At 51.5% G+C, this 18,922-nt stretch carries 13 protein-coding genes; 6 read left to right on the forward strand and 7 right to left on the reverse strand.

Going from position 1 to position 18,922, the window contains the following annotated elements; genetic code table 11:
• Nucleotides 1-380 precede the first annotated feature (380 nt).
• From RBB76_RS16970 to RBB76_RS16980, 3 genes are all read left to right on the forward strand, one after another.
• Nucleotides 381-977: a hypothetical protein gene (locus RBB76_RS16970; RefSeq protein WP_429634714.1), complete on the forward strand. Its 597-nt coding sequence runs from the start codon at nt 381-383 to the stop codon at nt 975-977.
• Nucleotides 978-1,603: 626 nt separating this feature from the next.
• On the forward strand, nt 1,604-2,410 hold the full coding sequence (locus RBB76_RS16975) for an Ig-like domain-containing protein (protein ID WP_433963447.1): 807 nt from the start codon (nt 1,604-1,606) through the stop codon (nt 2,408-2,410).
• 179 nt (nt 2,411-2,589) lie between these two features.
• A complete protein-coding gene (locus RBB76_RS16980) occupies nt 2,590-4,842 on the forward strand; it encodes an FG-GAP-like repeat-containing protein (protein ID WP_429634716.1) in 2,253 nt (750 codons plus the stop codon).
• 724 nt (nt 4,843-5,566) lie between these two features.
• Here the strand turns inward: RBB76_RS16980 and RBB76_RS16985 are convergent.
• From RBB76_RS16985 to RBB76_RS16995, 3 genes are all read right to left on the reverse strand, one after another.
• Complete coding sequence (locus RBB76_RS16985) at nt 5,567-5,740, reverse strand: helix-turn-helix domain-containing protein (protein WP_429634717.1); 174 nt, start codon at nt 5,738-5,740, stop codon at nt 5,567-5,569.
• A 221-nt stretch (nt 5,741-5,961) separates the two neighbouring features.
• Entirely contained in the window at nt 5,962-7,101 is a 1,140-nt protein-coding gene (locus RBB76_RS16990; RefSeq protein WP_429634718.1) for an acyltransferase family protein, read from the reverse strand.
• Between the two features lie 731 nt (nt 7,102-7,832).
• Complete coding sequence (locus tag RBB76_RS16995) at nt 7,833-8,066, reverse strand: hypothetical protein (protein WP_429634719.1); 234 nt, start codon at nt 8,064-8,066, stop codon at nt 7,833-7,835.
• Between the two features lie 83 nt (nt 8,067-8,149).
• Here RBB76_RS16995 and RBB76_RS17000 point away from each other — a divergent pair, with 83 nt between their 5' ends.
• The 3 genes from RBB76_RS17000 (at nt 8,150) to RBB76_RS17010 (ending at nt 12,701) form a co-directional block, all read left to right on the forward strand.
• A complete protein-coding gene (locus tag RBB76_RS17000; RefSeq protein WP_429634720.1) occupies nt 8,150-8,317 on the forward strand; it encodes a hypothetical protein in 168 nt (55 codons plus the stop codon).
• A gap of 664 nt (nt 8,318-8,981) precedes the next feature.
• Nucleotides 8,982-10,307 carry a glycosyltransferase family 87 protein gene (locus RBB76_RS17005; RefSeq protein WP_429634721.1) on the forward strand — a complete coding sequence of 442 codons (1,326 nt, stop codon included), beginning with the start codon at nt 8,982-8,984 and terminating at the stop codon, nt 10,305-10,307.
• A 579-nt stretch (nt 10,308-10,886) separates the two neighbouring features.
• A complete protein-coding gene (locus RBB76_RS17010; RefSeq protein WP_429634722.1) occupies nt 10,887-12,701 on the forward strand; it encodes a hypothetical protein in 1,815 nt (604 codons plus the stop codon).
• A 242-nt stretch (nt 12,702-12,943) separates the two neighbouring features.
• On the opposite strand, the gene RBB76_RS17015 is transcribed toward RBB76_RS17010, so the two are convergent.
• The 4 genes from RBB76_RS17015 to RBB76_RS17030 form a co-directional block, all read right to left on the reverse strand.
• A complete protein-coding gene (locus tag RBB76_RS17015) occupies nt 12,944-14,116 on the reverse strand; it encodes an acyltransferase family protein (RefSeq protein WP_429634740.1) in 1,173 nt (390 codons plus the stop codon).
• 380 nt (nt 14,117-14,496) lie between these two features.
• Nucleotides 14,497-16,005, reverse strand: coding sequence for a hypothetical protein (locus RBB76_RS17020; RefSeq protein ID WP_429634723.1), 1,509 nt, complete (start codon nt 16,003-16,005; stop codon nt 14,497-14,499).
• An 853-nt stretch (nt 16,006-16,858) separates the two neighbouring features.
• Nucleotides 16,859-16,951, reverse strand: coding sequence for a plasmid mobilization protein (locus RBB76_RS17025; RefSeq protein WP_429634724.1), 93 nt, complete (start codon nt 16,949-16,951; stop codon nt 16,859-16,861).
• A gap of 768 nt (nt 16,952-17,719) precedes the next feature.
• On the reverse strand, nt 17,720-18,838 hold the full coding sequence (locus RBB76_RS17030; RefSeq protein ID WP_429634725.1) for an acyltransferase family protein: 1,119 nt from the start codon (nt 18,836-18,838) through the stop codon (nt 17,720-17,722).
• Between the last annotated feature and the right edge of the window lie 84 nt (nt 18,839-18,922).

Here is an 18,922-nt window from a genome sequence, read left to right on the forward strand (position 1 = left end):
TGCATCGCTAGTCCAGATTCCCGCTGAATTAGGACCTGCCCCCCGAAGAGACCTATCTAAGCCTTTTCTCATCTGGTTGGTTGTGAGAATGCGCTCGGAAGGCGCGACTTCTATTCGAATCTGTGACGTCCAGAAGCTGGCAATCTCGGGGTCATTGCTCAAGATCAGCCAATAGTCGATCTAGTCGCTGCTCCCATCCTTTGGGCACAACAATGGCGCGCTTCGACCACTTGAAGACCCATCTGAGAGTCATAACCATCTTCTAATTTGTACCCTCCAATATTTGGCTCTGAGATTGCAGAATAATTCGCAGAAATGTTCTACGCCTTCTCGGGGCCAACCGAATCGGAGATGCGATCTCCTTTCGTAACGGAGTAACAATGACAGACACGCGACGCATAGTTCAACGAGCGACATTCGCCGTTATTCTTTTCCCGTTCGGGTTATTAGCACAAAGCGTACCAACAGCAACGCAAAGTCTTCAACTCTCCACTTTTCTGATTGCCACGGAAACATCTTCTGGCTTCCAAGGTGCAAAAAGCTTCGATATCACCTCTGGTGGCAATCTCACTTTGCTGATGTACCGCTATTTGAATACAGGAGTCGAAGTTCGCGGATCCTATCCAATCCACAGCGGGTCTGTAATCGGTCAAAAAAGCATTCTTGTGGGTCCAAAATTTGAGTATCCAAAGAGCGTGCTTCGACCTTATGCCGATCTTCTGGTTGGTCGTGGCCGAATAAGCTACCTAGACGGCGGTTATGTAGCCGGGACCGTCAAGTACATTCGTTCAGATTCCGCAGTTTTTTCTCCTGGCATAGGGTGTGATCTTTACCTTACCCATCGCATTGCTATGAGAGTTGATATTCAGTACCAGTCCTGGGATAGTCCGGCGGCATCTTCTGGCCGAATTACACCAGGACTGGTTTCGGTTGGCGGAACTTATAATTTCGATTTCAACTCCCGACATCTCGAATAGCCCATAGCAGCTAGCCCGAACTCGATCTGAACCTGTCAGGGTCGACCTTGAAATACATCACCAAGTTTGCACAGTCAAAAGGAGGCGATCTGCTCTCACACCAGATACGCATAAAGCGGTGGTATATGGCACTCGCAAAATGACGCCTAGCATTTCACTCGCCGCCGCATACTAGCTGATTGACGTTTTGCGTCGGGAGTGAGCTTCGCAAAAGAAAGAAAACCCGCAATAAGCCAAATCGCAAAACAGTGGGCTATGAAGAGAGCGACAAGCAATGCGCAAAGTTCTATTGGCAAGTGAAACGCTAGCAAAGATTTCATGGCGCCCCCTGGGATCTTCATCGACCTAAGGTGGCCAAGGCTTTACCGAACAAACTGGATCGTAAGAATCCAGCATCATCATCTTCGACTATTTGTTCCCGACTTAATTATGAAACCAACGTGATTGCCTAAATAAATATCTGAGCTTTAGCGCCGATATAAACAATAGGTCTCGCTAGTTTGGCCATCAACTAAGATCGACACTTTATCCGTACCACAGTCAGGAAATTAATGCGCGATACTATAAATACTGCCACTTTCCGTAACTGCTGTATCGTGGCGACCGTCCTAGTAGCTGCGTCGTCAATGGACGCGTCCACCAAGGTGAGCATGACTCAGCTCGTCGTGCCTGCGCCTACTGTCACGGTGCTGGCACAGCCGGCGGGACCGTCTTTTGCTTCAACCGCGCTGCCGCTTCGCATCATGATCACATCTGGCAACGGGATGATCATTCCGAACGGAAATGTGACAGTCACCGACAACTCCGAAGTAGTTGGTAGTGCTCCCGTTGACAATGGGATCGCCAGTCTTACTCAAAGCTCTTCTTCTATTGGAAGCCATCAGCTCGTCGCTTGTTACGGAGGGATAGCTAACTTTTTATCGAGCTGTAGCTCCCCTATTGGAGTTTCCGTTCTCCCGCCCTATCTTTTGAACCAGACGAAATCATCAGGTACGGTTAACGCACCCCGGACTTTCGTGGATGACCTGCAGGTCATTCCTACGCAGGGATTTGTGGGCGTGGTCCAGCTCACATGTCAGGTTTCTTCATACAGTTGCAATTTGTCTCCCTCCTCAATTTCGTTATCTGGAGATGGAAAGAAGCAGGTAGTGAAGGCTTCGTTTACTCCCGCGGCAACGTCGACTTCGGCGGAGTTGTTCGGGTGGCCGATTGTTGGTCTGCTCGCGATGGCGATCAGGAAGAGGCGATTGAAGTTGCGAAGCGTTTGCCTCGTTTTGGGGAGTGCGGCTCTTATGTGTTGCGTGGGTTGCGGCCCGGTCATCTCCGTTCCGATAAACAGCGCAACGCAGACCATGGTGGTCACTGCGCAGTCGGGACTCTACAGCCAAGCGGTGACCTATCAGATACAAGTGGTGACTGACGTAGATCAATAAGAATTGCCTAGACTTTAGTCATGACTGACCAAGGAAGAAAAAGCTTAATTGGTCTTGAGTAATCGAAGGAACTTTAGTACGCGGGCGTAAATGTCTGAGGGCCGGAGGGGAGTCCCTTCCGTTGCGCAACGAGCGACCAGATTATATCTAGCTGGTCAGAGATAAAGGAGGAAAAAAGGATGAAGACTATGCATCAGACTTGCCCGCGACATCTAAGATCTCTCGTGGTGTTACTCGCAATATCCGCACAAGCTCTTGCTGCCACTGTAGCAACTACGACTACGACTGATCTGGCCGTTTCGCCGGGTAATCATATCTCAGAGGGAACCATTGTCACTTTTGTCGCTACTGTAATGAACACTGCCCCCGTAACTCAAGGGACGGTCTATTTCTGTAGATCACTCAATCCTACGTGCCTGATAGGCGAGGGAATGTATGGATCTTCTCATCTCACGAGTAGTGGAACCGCGACTCTACGAACAAGGCTCAATGTTGGAGATGATGATGTAGTGGCTATTTTCAAAGCAACGAGGGCCAATCTGGGCAGCGCATCTGCTGCAGTCACGTTGTCCGTTTCTGCGCAAGTGGTTTATCCGAGTAGCACATCTTTGACTGTCAGTGGTGTGCCTGGCAGCTACACACTCACAGGTAGTGTGAGTTCCTATGGCATTGAGCCGATGTATAGTACGGTAGATCTGCTGAATACTACTGCTGGCAACACAGAAATTAGCGCGGCAATGCTGTCAAATCCAACGATCAGCCTATCAGGTGCTGTGTCCTACAGTGTGGGACATCAACCGAATGGTGTCGTAACAGGAGATTTCAATGGGGACGGTATACCGGACCTCGTTGTTGCCAACCAAAATGACAATACTATCTCAGTACTGCTCGGAAATGGCGATGGAACATTTCGGCAACAGACGATCTGGGCCACAGCTCATACGCCTGAAGCGATAACGGTAGGAGATTTTAACGGAGATGGTAGTGCAGACCTTGCAGTCGCGGACACAAACGCCAACTGCGTCTCGATATTTCTTGGAAATGGCGATGGAAGCTTTCAGAGCCAAGTGGTGTATTCTGTCGGTCTCGGTCCGGAATCGATTGCCACTGGTGACTTTAACAACGACGGAATCGCGGATCTTGTGGTCGCTAACGCATCTGACGTCGACGTCACCGTATTGCTTGGCAACGGCGATGGTACATTCCAAGGAGGGTCAACTTATCCCACTGGGCGGAGCCCTCAGTCTGTGGTGGTGGGTGACTTCAATTCTGATGGAGTCGTCGACTTAGCCGTCGCGAATGCTGACGACGGTACCGTTTCGATACTGTTTGGTCATGGGGACGGCACCTTCGCACCTCAGACAACCCTCGCCACTGAAGTGGATCCAGTCTCTATCGCAACGGCTGATCTCAACAATGATGGCATAGTTGACCTGGTGGTGGCGAATAGAATTAGCAACACGGTCTCAATACTGATTGGAAATGGGCTTGGTGGGTTTCAGAATCAGGTTCCTGTAACAACTGGAGCGGCACCAGATGCAGTTGCCGTAGGAGACTTCAACGGTGACGGCAATCCGGATCTTGCGGTGTGCAATCAATTTGATTCAAGCATATCAGTCCTTCTTGGCAATGGGGACGGCACGTTTTTGCCGCGGCAGTCATATTCGACGAAATTTTCCAATGGACTATCCCTCGTCGTTGGTGATTTCAACGGAGATGGCCTGACTGACCTGGCCAACACCGATGCAGCAGAGTTGAACGTGCAACTTGGACAGCAGATAGCAGGCTTTACGGTAACCGGAATAGCGGGCCTTGAGCCGGGTACAAATCTGATTCTCGCCGATTATCTCGGAGATAACATTCGTTTTCCGAGCCAGTCCTTGACCGTACCTCTCGTTGAAGTGTCACCTACCGCAACGGTATCTTTATTCTCTGCGCCGAACCCAGCGTCCTTCGGGACTGTGGTCACACTCAGTGCCACTGTCGTGGGAGGGGGAGGAATTGCTCCGACAGGTCAAGTAATCTTCAAAGACGGTACAACTGTACTCGGAACGTCGGGAATCTCTGGAGGAACAGCAACTATCACCGCCAGGGGGCTCACTGTAGGAGTTCACTACATCACAGCCGTTTACGTTGGAGATTCCAACTATGCGATGACGACGTCGACACCTCTTGTGCAGACTATCTCAAAAGCTACGGCGGTCATAAACCTCACGTCCTCGATTAATCCGTCTGTCTTCGGATATACGGTCACTATAACGGCGCAGATAACGAAGGGTGCGACTGGAACCGTTCTATTTATGGACGGAGAGAACACCATCGGTTCAGTTATCGTGAACGGAGATGGAGGCGCAGCGATTTCAACTGCAAACTTAGCGGCCGGGTTTCACACGATTACGGCAATATATTCTGGCGATCAAAATTTTGAATAACTTGAAAAAGCTCTAAGCCTGGCTATTACTGACGACGGCAGAGCTTCAGCCAAATATGAGGCGAAACATTTATCACAAGGCTGGAAAACAGCGAAAGTGTTATCTCGGGATAGTTACATTAGAAGATTGGTATCAGATGATGCCTGACTGGCAGGAAAACAAAGCTTGGCGAGGTCGCAAGCTTGAGAATACGCAATCGATCAGCGTCGTAGCATTCTCACACAAACCGGAGGAAGGCGGCGTTCATCCTATCCAACAATCGGCGAGTGGCGTCCGTCACGGGTCATCGAAAAAGAGCAACTGTGCCCGATTCTTGATGCAAACAAATCGGTTTCTTGGCATTGCCTACGCTCGCGGCCGAGCGCAGGCGTGCCGTGGCTTCAAATGAACTATAGATGACTCTCGCTGTGACGTATCGTCAATGACCGGTTGCATCCGCAGGAATTAGAGGTCAGTTAGACCTTGCTGCAGTGTTCGGTCATTCTCGCAATTTGGCAATCGACTCTCTTTGTTTGCCTGCAGTGCTTTGAGCCATAGATTGGCCCGCCACCGACCCAAGGGCCATGCTAGAAAAACTATTATGCAGGCAGCAATCATTGCAACAGTCATTTCGACCTCCTCGAACTCTAGAAGTCTTATCGACCTGCTATTGCTTTTGATCAGAAGCATTCGGTGTCATGTGAAATACTGGGGCCCGCCCACGTCCTGCGGGAGTTTGAAGAGGTTAAATTCCAAACGCTCTACCCAGCTTCGCGATATTTGCTGAGCACGGCTCTTTACGGCCGTTTTGAACTCTCGAGAGGTACTCGCTGCTTATGCCGGCATTCTCGGCTGCAAAGCGTTGAGTCCATCTCTGCTCGCGAAGCTTGCAAATGGTGATGGACTGCCTAGCGAGCACGAGAACGAACGAGACATTGTCATCCTAACAGTCGGGAAGAAGCGATTGTTGGAATTGGTGCCTGTGACCATGAACGGTAAGTCTTTGGTTGCTGTCTCGTTCTTGGCGGCTGACTGTTAGGGACTGGAGGCTTTTGCTGGGAAATATCAGCTACCAATGAAGTTGCTCCTGAGAGCAGCGCAATTTAATTCAAGTGCAACCACCTAGTAGCACCCCAAGCGTTAGATGAGATCTGACGGTTTTCGCCGTTTGTTTCGATGACGCGGACGGCTTATGCCAGAGAGCTTTGCGGCGAGTTGGTGGGGCCATTTGGGGTCCATGCAAGGCCGCTCGATGAGGACGAAGTAGGCAGTGCTGAAGAGATAGATACAAGATCCGAGGAGGATGGCCTGAATGAGAAAGCTGAGAGGGAGACTGGACAGGATGAGGAAGTGTCGAGTGAATTTGAACGCAATGGAGATGACCAGCATGTGCATGAGGTAAAAGGAGTAGCACATGCCACCGGTGAGGGCGATCCAGGGAACACGGAAAATTTGGCGTGAGACTGGACCGTTGAAGGCAGCTAGATAGGCCAGAAGAATGAGAATTGGCAGACTGTAGGCGAGATAGGTTGCCGGCATGGCAAAGATCGCGACCCAAGCGATGACGCTGACGAGATCCCACCGGCGGCTGGTGGTGGATTCGGTGCGAGTGGCGCGGAGGTCGGCCAAGAGAAAGCCGACGAGAAAGAACTGGAGTTGGCCGGGAAGGTTCCAGGTGATTTTGCCTTGAAGATTGGTGCGGATGAGGATGCTTGCAAAGATCATGACGATCATGACGCCGCGACGAACAGTTGTCGGACGGATGGCGTAGAGGAGTCCGAGGAGCGGTGCAAGGATATAAAACTGCACCTCGACCTCCAGACTCCATGTGACGAAGTTGAGAAACTCTACAGGAAGAAAGTTTCTCATGTAGACGATGTGCGCCAGCAGAGGCGGGATGAGCGACCAGAAACGATGCTGGCTGATGGCGATGGCAGAGGAGTAGAGCAGGAGAGACAGGATGTAGGGCGGTTCGAGCCGGGTGAGGCGACGGCGCAAGTACGCCTTGATGGAGACGGGCTGCCCGTGAAGGAGACGTTGTCGCAGAAACGGTTGAGCCAGAATGAAGCCGCTGATGGCGAAGAAGAGGAGCACCCCGCGGTCGCCGTGATCAACAAACGTCAGGACGTTCTCCCGATTCTGATCGCGAAATGTGTAGCCGCCGCGAAAGTAGGTCTCTCCGAGGATATGCACGAGCAAAGTGGCGGTTATCGCGACGAAACGGAGGCCGTCGATCTCGGGGATCCAGTTTCCGTGAGTTGTGATGCGACGAAGTTTCATTCATCCCCGAAAGTGTCTGGCGGTGCCGATTCGATAGGTGGTAGGAAGAGCCCGTGAAGCAATCAAGAGCTCTATTATCCGAACCCTCCGAGGATATCAAGAGTTAGAGATGATCCCTAATGAAAGGGAGTCGGCAAATAAGAGTAGCTCCGAGCAGAGCGACCTGACTCCTAGTTTCCCCTCGTAAACAGTGCTCTAGTATCCAATCGCGTCCAGCCTAATACCCTTGCGAACCGTTCCTAAAGTTGTCCCCGACGTGGACAATCCGAGCATGAATGTCGCTGGTCGAAGTACAGATCAAAGCGCTGAAGCCGCAATAGATTCGATACGCCGTTAGCGACGATCGCGGCCTTGGACTCGAGGTGATGACGACTGTCAGAGCTTCCTGGCGGTACAGATAGCGGTTTCAAGGAAAGACAGATTTCGACTGCATAAATCTGTCCGACAGCTCCGAACTCGCCCAGGCCCATTTGAGATCCCGCATTTGGCGACAGCAAATTCTCATCGCCAACATGGCGATCGATGATGTCCGCAAAAGTCTTAGCTGGACCCAGGAACCTTAGTTAGGCAACCGAGAATGGAGTAAGTAAACCAGGCTAGCGTACTCCGCAATCCCCTTGAATTCGCGATCCCTGGCTCCCAACGTCCCATACAGAAACGCGATCAACACCGCGAACACCACCGCCGAAACGGCCACGCGCTCTGCAAAATTAACGTCATTGGCGATACTCCTACTGACCATGTATTCGCGTAATCAAAGATCCCATGCGCATAATTACATCGGCGGTCCAGGCCACCATCACTTTCAGTAAGTCGTGCCACGCAATAAACACGCTCACGGTCAGAGCCACGCGCTCAAGCGCAGCCATCCCAGCCGGCGTTCTCCCCGGAATCACGCGAACACGCGCAAAGCATACAACCACTCCAGGCGGCGAGAGGAACGTGAGGCATATAAACGCCGCCAAAAGTGTCCCACCGTCTCCCGAAGGACCCCGTCACGGGGATCAAGGGATACGGAACGTTGTACGGCTGAGCCCTGAACCAGCGTATGCACTCCAGCACAACCGCCGCCGCCACAAGTTCGCCAACCACGCAAGCTACCAGTGCGGCTTTCCGTCGTCGCAACATCCACGCCGACGAAGGTACAATCATCAGCGGAGCCATCCATGCGATCTGCCGCGCTGTTCCTCCCGCAGCGTTGCCGACTCCCACATAACGCGTGAATATGTGTCGACTACTAATCGCAGTTCATGAAAAACGGAGTTTTCGTCAACTACGGTCGGAGCGGAGCTCCGAAAAGACTTCTAAAAGGGAGCCGAAGCGTGCTTCTGAGCTTTGGAAAAGTTCGAAATCGTCCACATAAGACCAGCGGAACTGAACCTTCAGACCTTTGATCCCAAAGCAAATTGCTAATACCTTTCGCAATAGTTCCGAAATGAGTATTTTGGATTGCAGAATGGTGTAAAATTTTCACGCGCTAGCTACGAATCTCTCATGATTACTTTTCTGAAGTGGCTCTTTCCCGATCGATATAGCGAAATCGCCAAATGCGCCGCATGCGGTGCGGTTGCTAGCAAAACCCGGATGGTGAAATCACCCTCCCAATGGTTCTGCAATGAGCAAGAAGCGTACGAATATTGGATCAACGCTGTGCGATGAGGGTTTAGAGCAATTGACCTTTCCCAACTGCGGGACTTCCTCCCAGATCCCAACCCAAACGATATCTACGCCATACAAAAGATCGACAGTCCGCCCCGCCCCAGAGTCCCGTGACGCTTCAAATGATAGAACTACTCTATGGCAAGTGGTTCGCTGATCGATAAGAGCCAGCGTGCAAGATCTTGCTAGGTTACTTTATCCACTTAGGCCAGGAGGGACCGATGATCGACGCAAGCGTCGCGGGTGTCATCAAACTTCGATCGAGGTTGCAGGTTGCAGCATTTGTCTTTTGCGCTTTTTGTTGTGTTTTTTTCGTTGTGAAGGGTTTTCACGACGAGTCGATCACCCTTAAGGGCTTCGACTTTACGCCGCTGTACAGTGGTGCTCGATGCTTACTAAAACATTGCGACGCCTACAATTCAGATCAAATCCGTAAGACTTACGTCGAAAGCGGGGGCGACGCGTCAAACATCAAACCTTTCCGGCCGTTCAACGCAAACTATCCTCCCTCGGCGTTATTTTTGATTCTACCCCTCGCGACAATGCCTTGGGGATTTGCCCTGATTATCTGGCTTTGCGTTAGCGCTGCCTTATTTGTTGTTGCCACGCTTTTGGTGGTAGACCTATGCAATGTCGACACCACGGGCATCGCGGTCTTTTTGCTTGGGTTGTTCGTGGCTAGCAGCACGATACTTATGATGTTGGCGCAGCCGGCGGGTCCGGCCATCGGATTCTGTGTGATTGCAGTGTGGTGCTTGATCAAAAAGAAGTTTCCAGTGATTTACGTTGTCTGTTTCGCGTTAAGTCTCACACTGAAGCCGCACCTGGGGGGCCTAATTTGGTTGTATTTCTTTTTGAATGGAGGCATGGCACGTCGGCGAATGGCTCAAGTCCTGATTGTCACATTAATCATGTGCTCGGCTGGCATGACTTGGGCATGGTTAACGCCGCAGATGACGAACTGGCCGAAAGAGCTGCGAGAGAATTTAATCGGCATTGCAGCACATGGAAATGCCAGCGATCCCGGACCCGCCAACGATGAGGCTTCAGCGATTACTGATCTGCAAGCGGCCATCAGTGTTATCCGAGACAACCGCGCTTTGTATAACCCAGTTTCGTTTGTCGTCACAGGCGGTCTCATCTTGATCTGGTGCTTCGTGTCGCTGTGGGCACCCTCATCGATTAAGAAAGACCTGTTCGGAATCGCAGCGGGCGTTTATCTAGGCTTCTTACCTATTTATCACCGGCAGTACGATACGAGACTGCTTTTGCTCGCATTTCCAGCAACCGCACTGTTGCTTTCCGAGGGTGGTATCGGGGGAGTGCTTGCGTTCTTGCTTTCGGTTGCAACCATCATAGGGACAAGTCACACCTACTCTCACATGGTAAATACCTATGCGGCGAGCCGTGTAGCACCGATGGGTCGCTTGGAAACAATACTTCTCCTAAGACCTCTCCCGGTGATGCTACTGCTGGGTGGCATCTTCTACTTGGTGTGCTATACGCGTGTTTTAGATCTGAAACAACGCCGCCTTTCGAGAGAGTAGTCCCCAGTGCGAATTTATTCAGAGTTTCTGAACGCGAAGTAGAAACGCAGACCTCGCGGCACAGAATTGTCGATGATGAGTAGCGGTGTGAGTAGACCTTGACAAAATAGGCTTCTGGACTGTCATTTTTGGACGTGGGGGCTTTACTTGCATCTCTGTCCGTTGCCGAGCGGCTGACGGCTTGCAGTTTCAATCCCAAGGATGCGTCAGTCGAAATTAGGCTATCTAAGCCTGCTGACCTTTCCAATCGAGTAGGCGGGGAAGCGCATCGATTTGCAACCCCGGCGGGCGCAATTCAAACGCTCGCAGATGTTTGCCACGATGTTGATCTCGAGCGGTGAATTTTCGACAAACACAAGCCTTGTGCGGTGTCCAATTGAAGTCCTGCTAAACAAAATGGCTAGCTGCTTTATAATGACTGGAACAATTCAGTTTGTTTAGGCATTGCCCCTGCCGATTATCTGACCTCGAGTCATCAGACGATTCACAGTACTGCGAACCATAACCTCCACTACTTCTACATCGGCGGTCTCGCCGAAGTTGAGTGAATGAGTGGATTCGCTGCATGGAGCATTACCTATGAATGATCGCATCAATCGTTTCCGGACTGCGGATCGCTTGTACATCGGATTCTGCTGTTCTTTGTTTGTTTTTCTTTGCAATCTTGTCGCACGCCCTTTTTTCGAGATGGGCTGCGTAGACGACTGGTCATATATAAAGACTGCACAGATTTTTGCCGGAACAGGCCACTTCGTCTACAACAATTGGAGCACCGCCATGCTCGGCTGGCAGATTCCGCTAGGGGCCCTTGGCATTAAATTGTTCGGTTTTTCATTCAGCGCAGCCCGTCTTTATATGTTTCCTGTCACTTTCTGTTGCGTCTGGATTTATTATGCCGTTGCGCGTAACAGCGGGCTCAAGGCATCGTTCGCAGTTTTTTCGACGATCGCACTCTTCCTTTCCCCTGTTTGTTTTCCCCTGGAATCCATCGCAATGTCGGATATTCCTGGGTTACTGGCCATTCTCCTCTGCCTTTTGATGTGTCAGAAGGCCTTTCGCAGCCGCACCGCTGCCGGTTCGATTCTGTGGATATGTGCGGCGTCAGCTACCAATGTTCTTGGAGGATCTGTTCGACAAATCGCTTGGCTCGGGTGCCTCGTTCTCGTACCCACAACAACGTGGCTCTTGCGTCGTAGAGCCGGTGTGATCATCGCCGGCACGCTTTCCACTGCTTTCGCCATCGTTTGCGTCGCCGCAATGATTCATTGGTTCAATCATACTGCCGGAGCGGTACCTGAGAGGATCTTCGACTCTAACATCACGCCTCATGGCGTCGGCCACATGCTCGCGCAATTTAGTAGAGCCACGCTTACATTTCAGTTCCTTCTAATCCCTGTCGAAGCCATTTGGCTGTACGCGGCGCTGCGCCGTTCCTCGAAGCTGGTCCTTTCCTCTGGCACTATATTTCTCGCGGCTCTCGTAGCATTTACGTTCGCCGCGTATTCTCATTCGGACGCGATTCGTAGCTGGTTGATGCCTTTTAGTCGAACTATCATCTCTTCACTGGGATTTGGCAATATTGCGACCAACCCTACGCAGATGATGCTGGGCGACCCGGTCTTCATAAGCACCTGGATCTCGATCGTGCTCTCAGCCGCGACAATTGCCACGACTTTCATCTTCATCCTCTATCTGTGCACTAAGTGGCATATTCATATCGCCGTCTCCAGAACTATTCGCGAGTTCGATCAAGGTGAAGTCGATCCGGATTCTTGGCATGCGGTTGTAGGACTTCTAGCGCCTCTACTTCTTGCCAATATTTTCTTTTTAATACCTCGATCGTTTTCGCTTGTTATTCAGGACAAATACCTGATCACAATCCTGGCGTTGGCTCAGATACTTATTCTCAGGCTGATGCAGGATGCATCTTTGAGCATTCCGTCATTCACCAAAAGCTTGTTGGCTGTTTATTGCCTAGTCATCGTTGCGATGACGCATGACGAGTTCTCTCTTTACAGGGCCCGCGTCCTAGCTGCCAAAGAAGTGATGGCGACAGGAGTTCCGTCCACGTCCATTCAGGCGGGAGCTGACTTCGATGGATGGACCGAATTGGAAGCTGCCGGCCGCATGGCAAATGATGAATCTGCTATTTCTATAATCAAGCTTCCCAGCGATTGTTCCTACTGGTTTGCCTACTTCACTCCGGCCATTAGCCCTCGCGTCTTTATTATGACTTCGATTCCGTCCTGCTTCCAGCCCTCGCGGCTTCCTGAGATTCGATACAGCTCCTGGCTTCCACCCTACCATCGGACAATATTCATCGGTACGCTTCGTGATCCGTATAATCTCGAGCCATACATCGTACTTCACAAAGATATCGCTTCGATGCGCTAATAATTCCAGCTATGATGACGCCGGTCGATTCTCGTATGGATCGTGTAACGCTTTCTAGTCAATGTGGAAAGACAAGAGAGAGTTGAAGAAATCCGAGACAAGGAATACGAACAGGCTTCTGCAGTGGTTATTTCTAGACCGGCACCATGAAAAACTGCGAAGTGCGTTTTCTGCGGTGCCGAAGTTAGCAAGAAGCGAATGGTTCGGTCCGAGTCCAAGCACCATCATCGACAAACGATCATTTACCGCGGAGACTCTGCATCAGGCCGTAAATTCGAGCGTCTGCTCTGATAAGCAAATCGCCCCTTCAGCCTCAGCCATTGCTTCTCGTACAGTTCGAAGCTCACAACTGCGGTCACGGTGGTCGCCGCCAGCATCAACAAAACAAAGCAAACTCCCCCGAGCGTTACAGAATGCAGACGCGACTGAAGCCACCGTAGCACGCCGCTCAGCGCCGGCCAGAAGAGAATGTGGTAAACGTACATCCCGTAGCTGTACCGGCCGACAAAACGCAAGCCTGACAGAGAACCGATCCGATTGACCGCACCGCCTGGCTTCAGGGCGAGAAGCACAGTGCAGGTAAACGTCCCTGCCAGCGCGGGGAAACCAAAAACGATCATCGGCACAGAGTGGAAATCAATTCCTCCCCATACGATTACAATCAACAGGGACGCAAGCGCAAACGGCACCACTTTCTTTGTCAAAACCAGCAGTTGCTCTAATGGAATCGTCCGCACACAAATCGCACCCAGCGCGCCAAACAGCAAGCCGTCCATATGCGTCGGAAGTTGCGCGTAACACCACTCATACGCGCTCCCGCGAGGCATACACAGCAGCAAGCCGATCCGCAGAATCAACCCGCCGACCGACAACCCCCCGCAGATCCAAGCCAATCTCCGCCGGCTTGCGACCAGCATCACCAGCAGCGGCCACACAAGGTAAAACTGCTCCTCCACAGCTAACGACCAGAGGTGCAGCAATGACACCGCAGGTCGCACCGAGACCAGATCCGGATCGAGGTTGGAAGCGATATTCCCTGCGTAAAACAAATAGGCCAGATGTCCTGTATGCCACTCAAGATGAAGCCACGGTGTCATCAAAAACAGCACAGCCAACACCGTGTAGTAGAGAGGGAAGATGCGCAGAGCCCGCCGCGCGTAGAAGTTCGTGAAGTATCCGGGAAGCTCCCGCGTATCCAGAAGAATTCCGGTGATCAGAAACCCGGAGAGCACGAAAAACAGGTCTACGCCCATCCATCCACCGAAACAGAGGTAAAACGCAGATCTAATCCAGATGTTTCCCGCATGGGATGTCATTCCGTAGTGACGGCAGAACACCATCAAAAATGCTAGACCCCGAAGCCCATCCAGGCTCGCTATATGTCTCGCTGAAAAGCGTGCTTCTCGGTTTGCGATGGAACTCCCTACTCAGCTACGAGCCAGATTGTAATAGTTGCGCTGAGGAGAAGCCAGAGCTCTATCCCACTTGACCGCGAACTGTTTCCGAGTCTTTTTATTTCAATCTCGTAAATCGTTCAGAATCGTCCTGCCGGAGGAACTATTGCGAAAGCTACTAGCACTTTACTTTGGGTTCAAAGGTCTGAGGGTTCAGTCATCGCCAAAGCACGATATTTTCCTGACCGAAATGCCGTCCCTTAGGCAGATCCAGTGCTTCATCCTGCTAATTATCGCCGCGACTCAACCGCTTTCAGAATACTGCAACCAGAGCCGTTTAAATCTCATTCGACGCTTTCAGCACGGGTATGAGCTCCAATTGCTATCTGACAATCAACTTGCTAAAGCAACCGGTCTTCCGTAGCAGTCAATCGTCGGGGCAAATCAGGAATAATCGCTCTTCGGCGAAGAGCGATGCCTTCCGGGCCGATGACCAGTGTGCCGAGAACAGGAGCAACGTAAGATCCGACGACGGCTGCAAAGATGATGCCGAATGCGGCATAGGTTGCTTCATAGATCAAAGTGCCTATGTCTGCTTCAGGGGCGACGTGGGTATAGAGAAGAACAACGAGGAGGCCCCAGGGAGTCTGTCTAGTGTCTCCACAGAGTGATTCAAAGACAAAAAAAAGCAAAAACCAGATCGCAGGAGCGAGGAGAAGTACCCCCTGCCATCCGGCCAGATGATAGGCGGTTGAGGTGGAGGAGAACGAAACTCCGGTACTGTCATCTTCTTCGCCGAGAATGCCGACTTCATGAGCGTAGGTGTTTCCGCTGAGATAGGTTGGTTTATTAGGCCAGATGAAGCGTGGAACTATGTTTTGGAACGCTATGACCATGGGGTATAAACCAAAGGTCCCGAATTTGGCGGTGTGATCGATGAGAGCGTCGTCGATGGAGATCATCTGAAGCCGATCGAAAAATCCCTGTGGATTATTGTAGTAGCCGAGCACGCGATCTTCATACTGGTCGGCAGAGGTCTCGATATATTGTTGGCGAACATAACTAAGATCGGAAAGGAGAGAGATGATGGTGGAGATGCTCGCTCCGCCGTTTTCATCGCGGAAATTTCTTCCGTACTGAGCATAAGGCACAAGATATCGAAAGATGAAGATGGTGGCCAGGATTGCCCCGATGACTTGCACTCTACTAAGTCTAAAGCGCTGAGATGCTACGGCTAGAATCCAGCAGACGAATGGGGCTAACATACCTTCTTTCGAGAATCCCCCTAGCCCAATAACGAACATGAGGCCCCCGGCAAGGAGGATCGGCAAGCTCACGCTGCGTTGGCCGCCGCTGCGACGGATTGTGTTGATGACTCCGATGACAATCGCCATGGGAAAGAACCGATTGAGCTGATTGAGAGCACTGAGGACAGACCCGCTGCCGGAGGGTATGAAAATGAAGGCCATGTTGACGAGAATTCCTGCAGTCAGACAGCCGACGGTGGCTGTCTGCATCTTGGCATCGCTGACCATCCTTCCCAGGAGGGCACGCTTGGGTGCGACCCTTCTAACGAGATAGACTGTGGCTAACATCATGCACATGCCAGCGAGCAAGACGGCGATGGTGAGGTTCGGGGCAAGGAGATTGGAGTCTGCGGCCTCGCCGAGATAGACCTTCATACAGAGCCCCACAACGACGCTCAGAACAGCGTTGAAAAAGATGAAGGCTCCAGTGGTACGGGAGAATCCACCCGCGATATTAAAAGCATGCGTGGCAACAAGAATGTAGAAGAAGCAGCCGAGAGAGAAGGCCGAGCTCGTCCCCTGCGCAAGCTGGATGGCACAAAGGGTCGCCGCAATAAAGAAGACCGGAACGATCGGAATGCTTTCGGGAAACGGCAGGCGCACTCGTTATCTTTCTCAATCAGGACTGATCTAGCTTCCGAAAGTCTGCGCTCGCAGGGGAGCCTTAGATTAGGTGTCAGAAGTCGATGAATCCATCCGATCGACGCTTTCAAATGATGATAGCGATAACGAGGCCGGATCGTCAAAAAGAAAACTCTTACGGAGATGCCGCAAGAAATACAAGCCAGTGCCCTTGCTCCTGCTGAATCGAGAAATCCGCTGCACGATCGTGGTGTCTGCCCTGGGTAGAACTTTCTCTATCAGAGCCGCCTGGATGTCCCCAGTGGGACGGAGATCGTCTCGCACAAACGAGGGATACACGGGTCTCTTTAGATGGCTGGATTTTCAAAAGTCTATCATCGCCCTCATCAACGAGGACGGCGGGAAGATGAAGCGTGATATCGTGGTGATAGGCAACCTGATAGCCTAGCAGCTCGATAGACGTATCGTGGCTCGACAATTTGCCCTTTGGTGGTGTTTAATTTTGTTGGTTCGATGCTCAAGGGAGTCGTCAATTGGGTACGGAAAATGCGATGAAAAACCGGCTTATTGACATTGCGGGAGCATCTTTGATCCTGGCCTACGGTGCATACATTGTCTATTTGTATCTATGCGAGTTTGGTGTGCTGCCGTTTCCTAGCTGGTTAAATTAAATCTTCTACCGCCCCGTCTATAGCCTACTGCGCGATCTCAGGGTCATTTGTAGGGCTCTCGTCACCGCCATCATTGATGAAGAGAAATACGACACACAAGGATCTTGGGGTTCATCACCGCACGCTACTCCTGTGATTACACCAACGGCGCAGCAGCTGTCGACAAGCCTGCTCATACGGCAGCATCCCGCCGCTACATTACGTCACAGACGAGAAGGCGATTTCGGCGCGGATTTCCCCAAGGCACATCGACGTAGGTACTCACTGGTAGTGAGGCCAGCTTGACCGGCAGACATCACCAGAGGATCAGACCCCGATCCTGGATTTTCTCACGAGAGTGCTCGGAAAGAGGCAGTGAGTACAATACTTTCGCTATGGCAACGGCGCACTTCGTTGCCAGGAAACGCGTGTCCGCTAGCTCGCTAAGAGTACCCTTTTGCGACGCTTGTCAGCTAAGAGCCCGGACGCAACGAAGTCCAGATACGAGTTCCATTGAGCGCCTTGGCTAAGGTTCTTGGTCACGTGAGCACGTAACTTGATCACGTCATCATTTGGCAATATCCGCACTTGCTTTTTCAAACTCTGGAAGCGGCTCCCTGCTGTCATCGACGACTAGCTTGTCTGGCATGTGGTCGATTTTAGTCCAAGTGCAAGAGGTTACCCCTTTAGCTTTGTGTACTGCTCGTCGGTAAGTGTCAGGGAGATCTCGCCAAACGAGCGCCGGATCATCATGGCAAAAGTGTCCGCTTCTCTGGGGTTTTGGCACCGCCGGCTCGGAGAGTGAACGGATGTCGTCTCGCACAGACGATCTATGCATGGAGAAGCGTACACACATCAAATAGCTTGATTTTTCTCCGATGCTGGCCGAACTGAAGGTGTGCCATCAGATACGAGACTATTCTGGCTCCTAAATCATGCTTCGGCCAGATCGCGGTCGCATTAAATCCACACCGACGCAAAATGGGAACCGCCTCGCTGCAAGCTATAACGAAGATCCCACGATCTATCGCCGCTTCAGTTAGCTGAGAGCATCCTTCATGGCGTCTGTGGCCAAATCGAATGTCCTAGTCTCTAACCTCGACCGACCTATGCTGGACGACCTCGCACAATCGTTTCCCCAGACGCATGGTGGGCTCTTCCACCGTTATGCAAAAGAAGTGCGCGGCAGCGAGCGCCAGGACCGGAATTACACCCATCATCCAACGCACTCTGAGATGTCCGGTAAGCGAGTACACTGTCGCGAACAACACGATGCCATGAATAAGGTACAGGCTGTACGAAATGCGACCCAGATACTCGGGCACGGAATGCCTCAACCACCGAGCTAACGGCGGAAGGTGCAGTGAACAGATCAATATCCCCGCCGAGCCCAAACCGTTGACTAGGAAAATTCGCCGACTTAATCCCGCAATCAGCACCGGCCGGAACGGCATCTTCAAGAGGAAGTCATAATACAGATACATTGAAGTCGCAAGCACCAACCAAAGCCATTGCCCAAACCGCGCGCAAACCTGTCTGAGAACCGCGTCATACCTAGCTAGAGTTGCTCCTAAGGAGAACAAGAATATCGTCTGGAAACTCAGCGCAATGTATCCCGGCCATCCATTTGTAGTCATCGGGTAGGCGAACACTGCCAGACCATAAATCAGCGTGAACGCTGCAGGATTCAGCCACAGCATCAGCAAACACAGCAACGGCATCACCACGGACATCTGCATCTCGAACCCCAAGGACCAGAACGCCGTATTGAAGTACGGCATCGGATACATTAGAAACTGTTTCACAACGATCGGAATCGTAATTGGCGTATGCCATGTCTGATTGAACCATGGCGTCAACGAAAGACCAGTTTTGTGAAAAATTGTCGCGCCCAAAATCGATAGTGAGGCAGCAACTGCAAACGGTAGATAAATGCGGCAGAATCGCCGGATTAGGTACAGTCTGTACGGCATCTGCCGCTTCTTCCACATTGGTATACTAAGCACATAGCCACTCAATACAAAGAACAGCACCACTGCAGATCGCCCCGACGAAATCAGCTCCAACTTGGTAATTGGAATTCCAGGAAACGTCTGAAATAAGTGGTGGAACACAACCGTTACAGCCGCTATGCCACGCAGTGCATCAAGCTGAAATAGGCGTGGCTGTGAGGACCTCTTCTGCAGTTCTTGCTCTTCATTCATGCCATGATTCGGTATGTGTCACCCCAGATCTTATCTTTACAACATCCTATCGCGCCCGGGACCCAGGCCTGTGCGACAACGAGA

The sequence above is a fragment of the Tunturiibacter psychrotolerans genome (assembly GCF_051013365.1).
GTDB lineage: Bacteria > Acidobacteriota > Terriglobia > Terriglobales > Acidobacteriaceae > Edaphobacter > Edaphobacter psychrotolerans_A.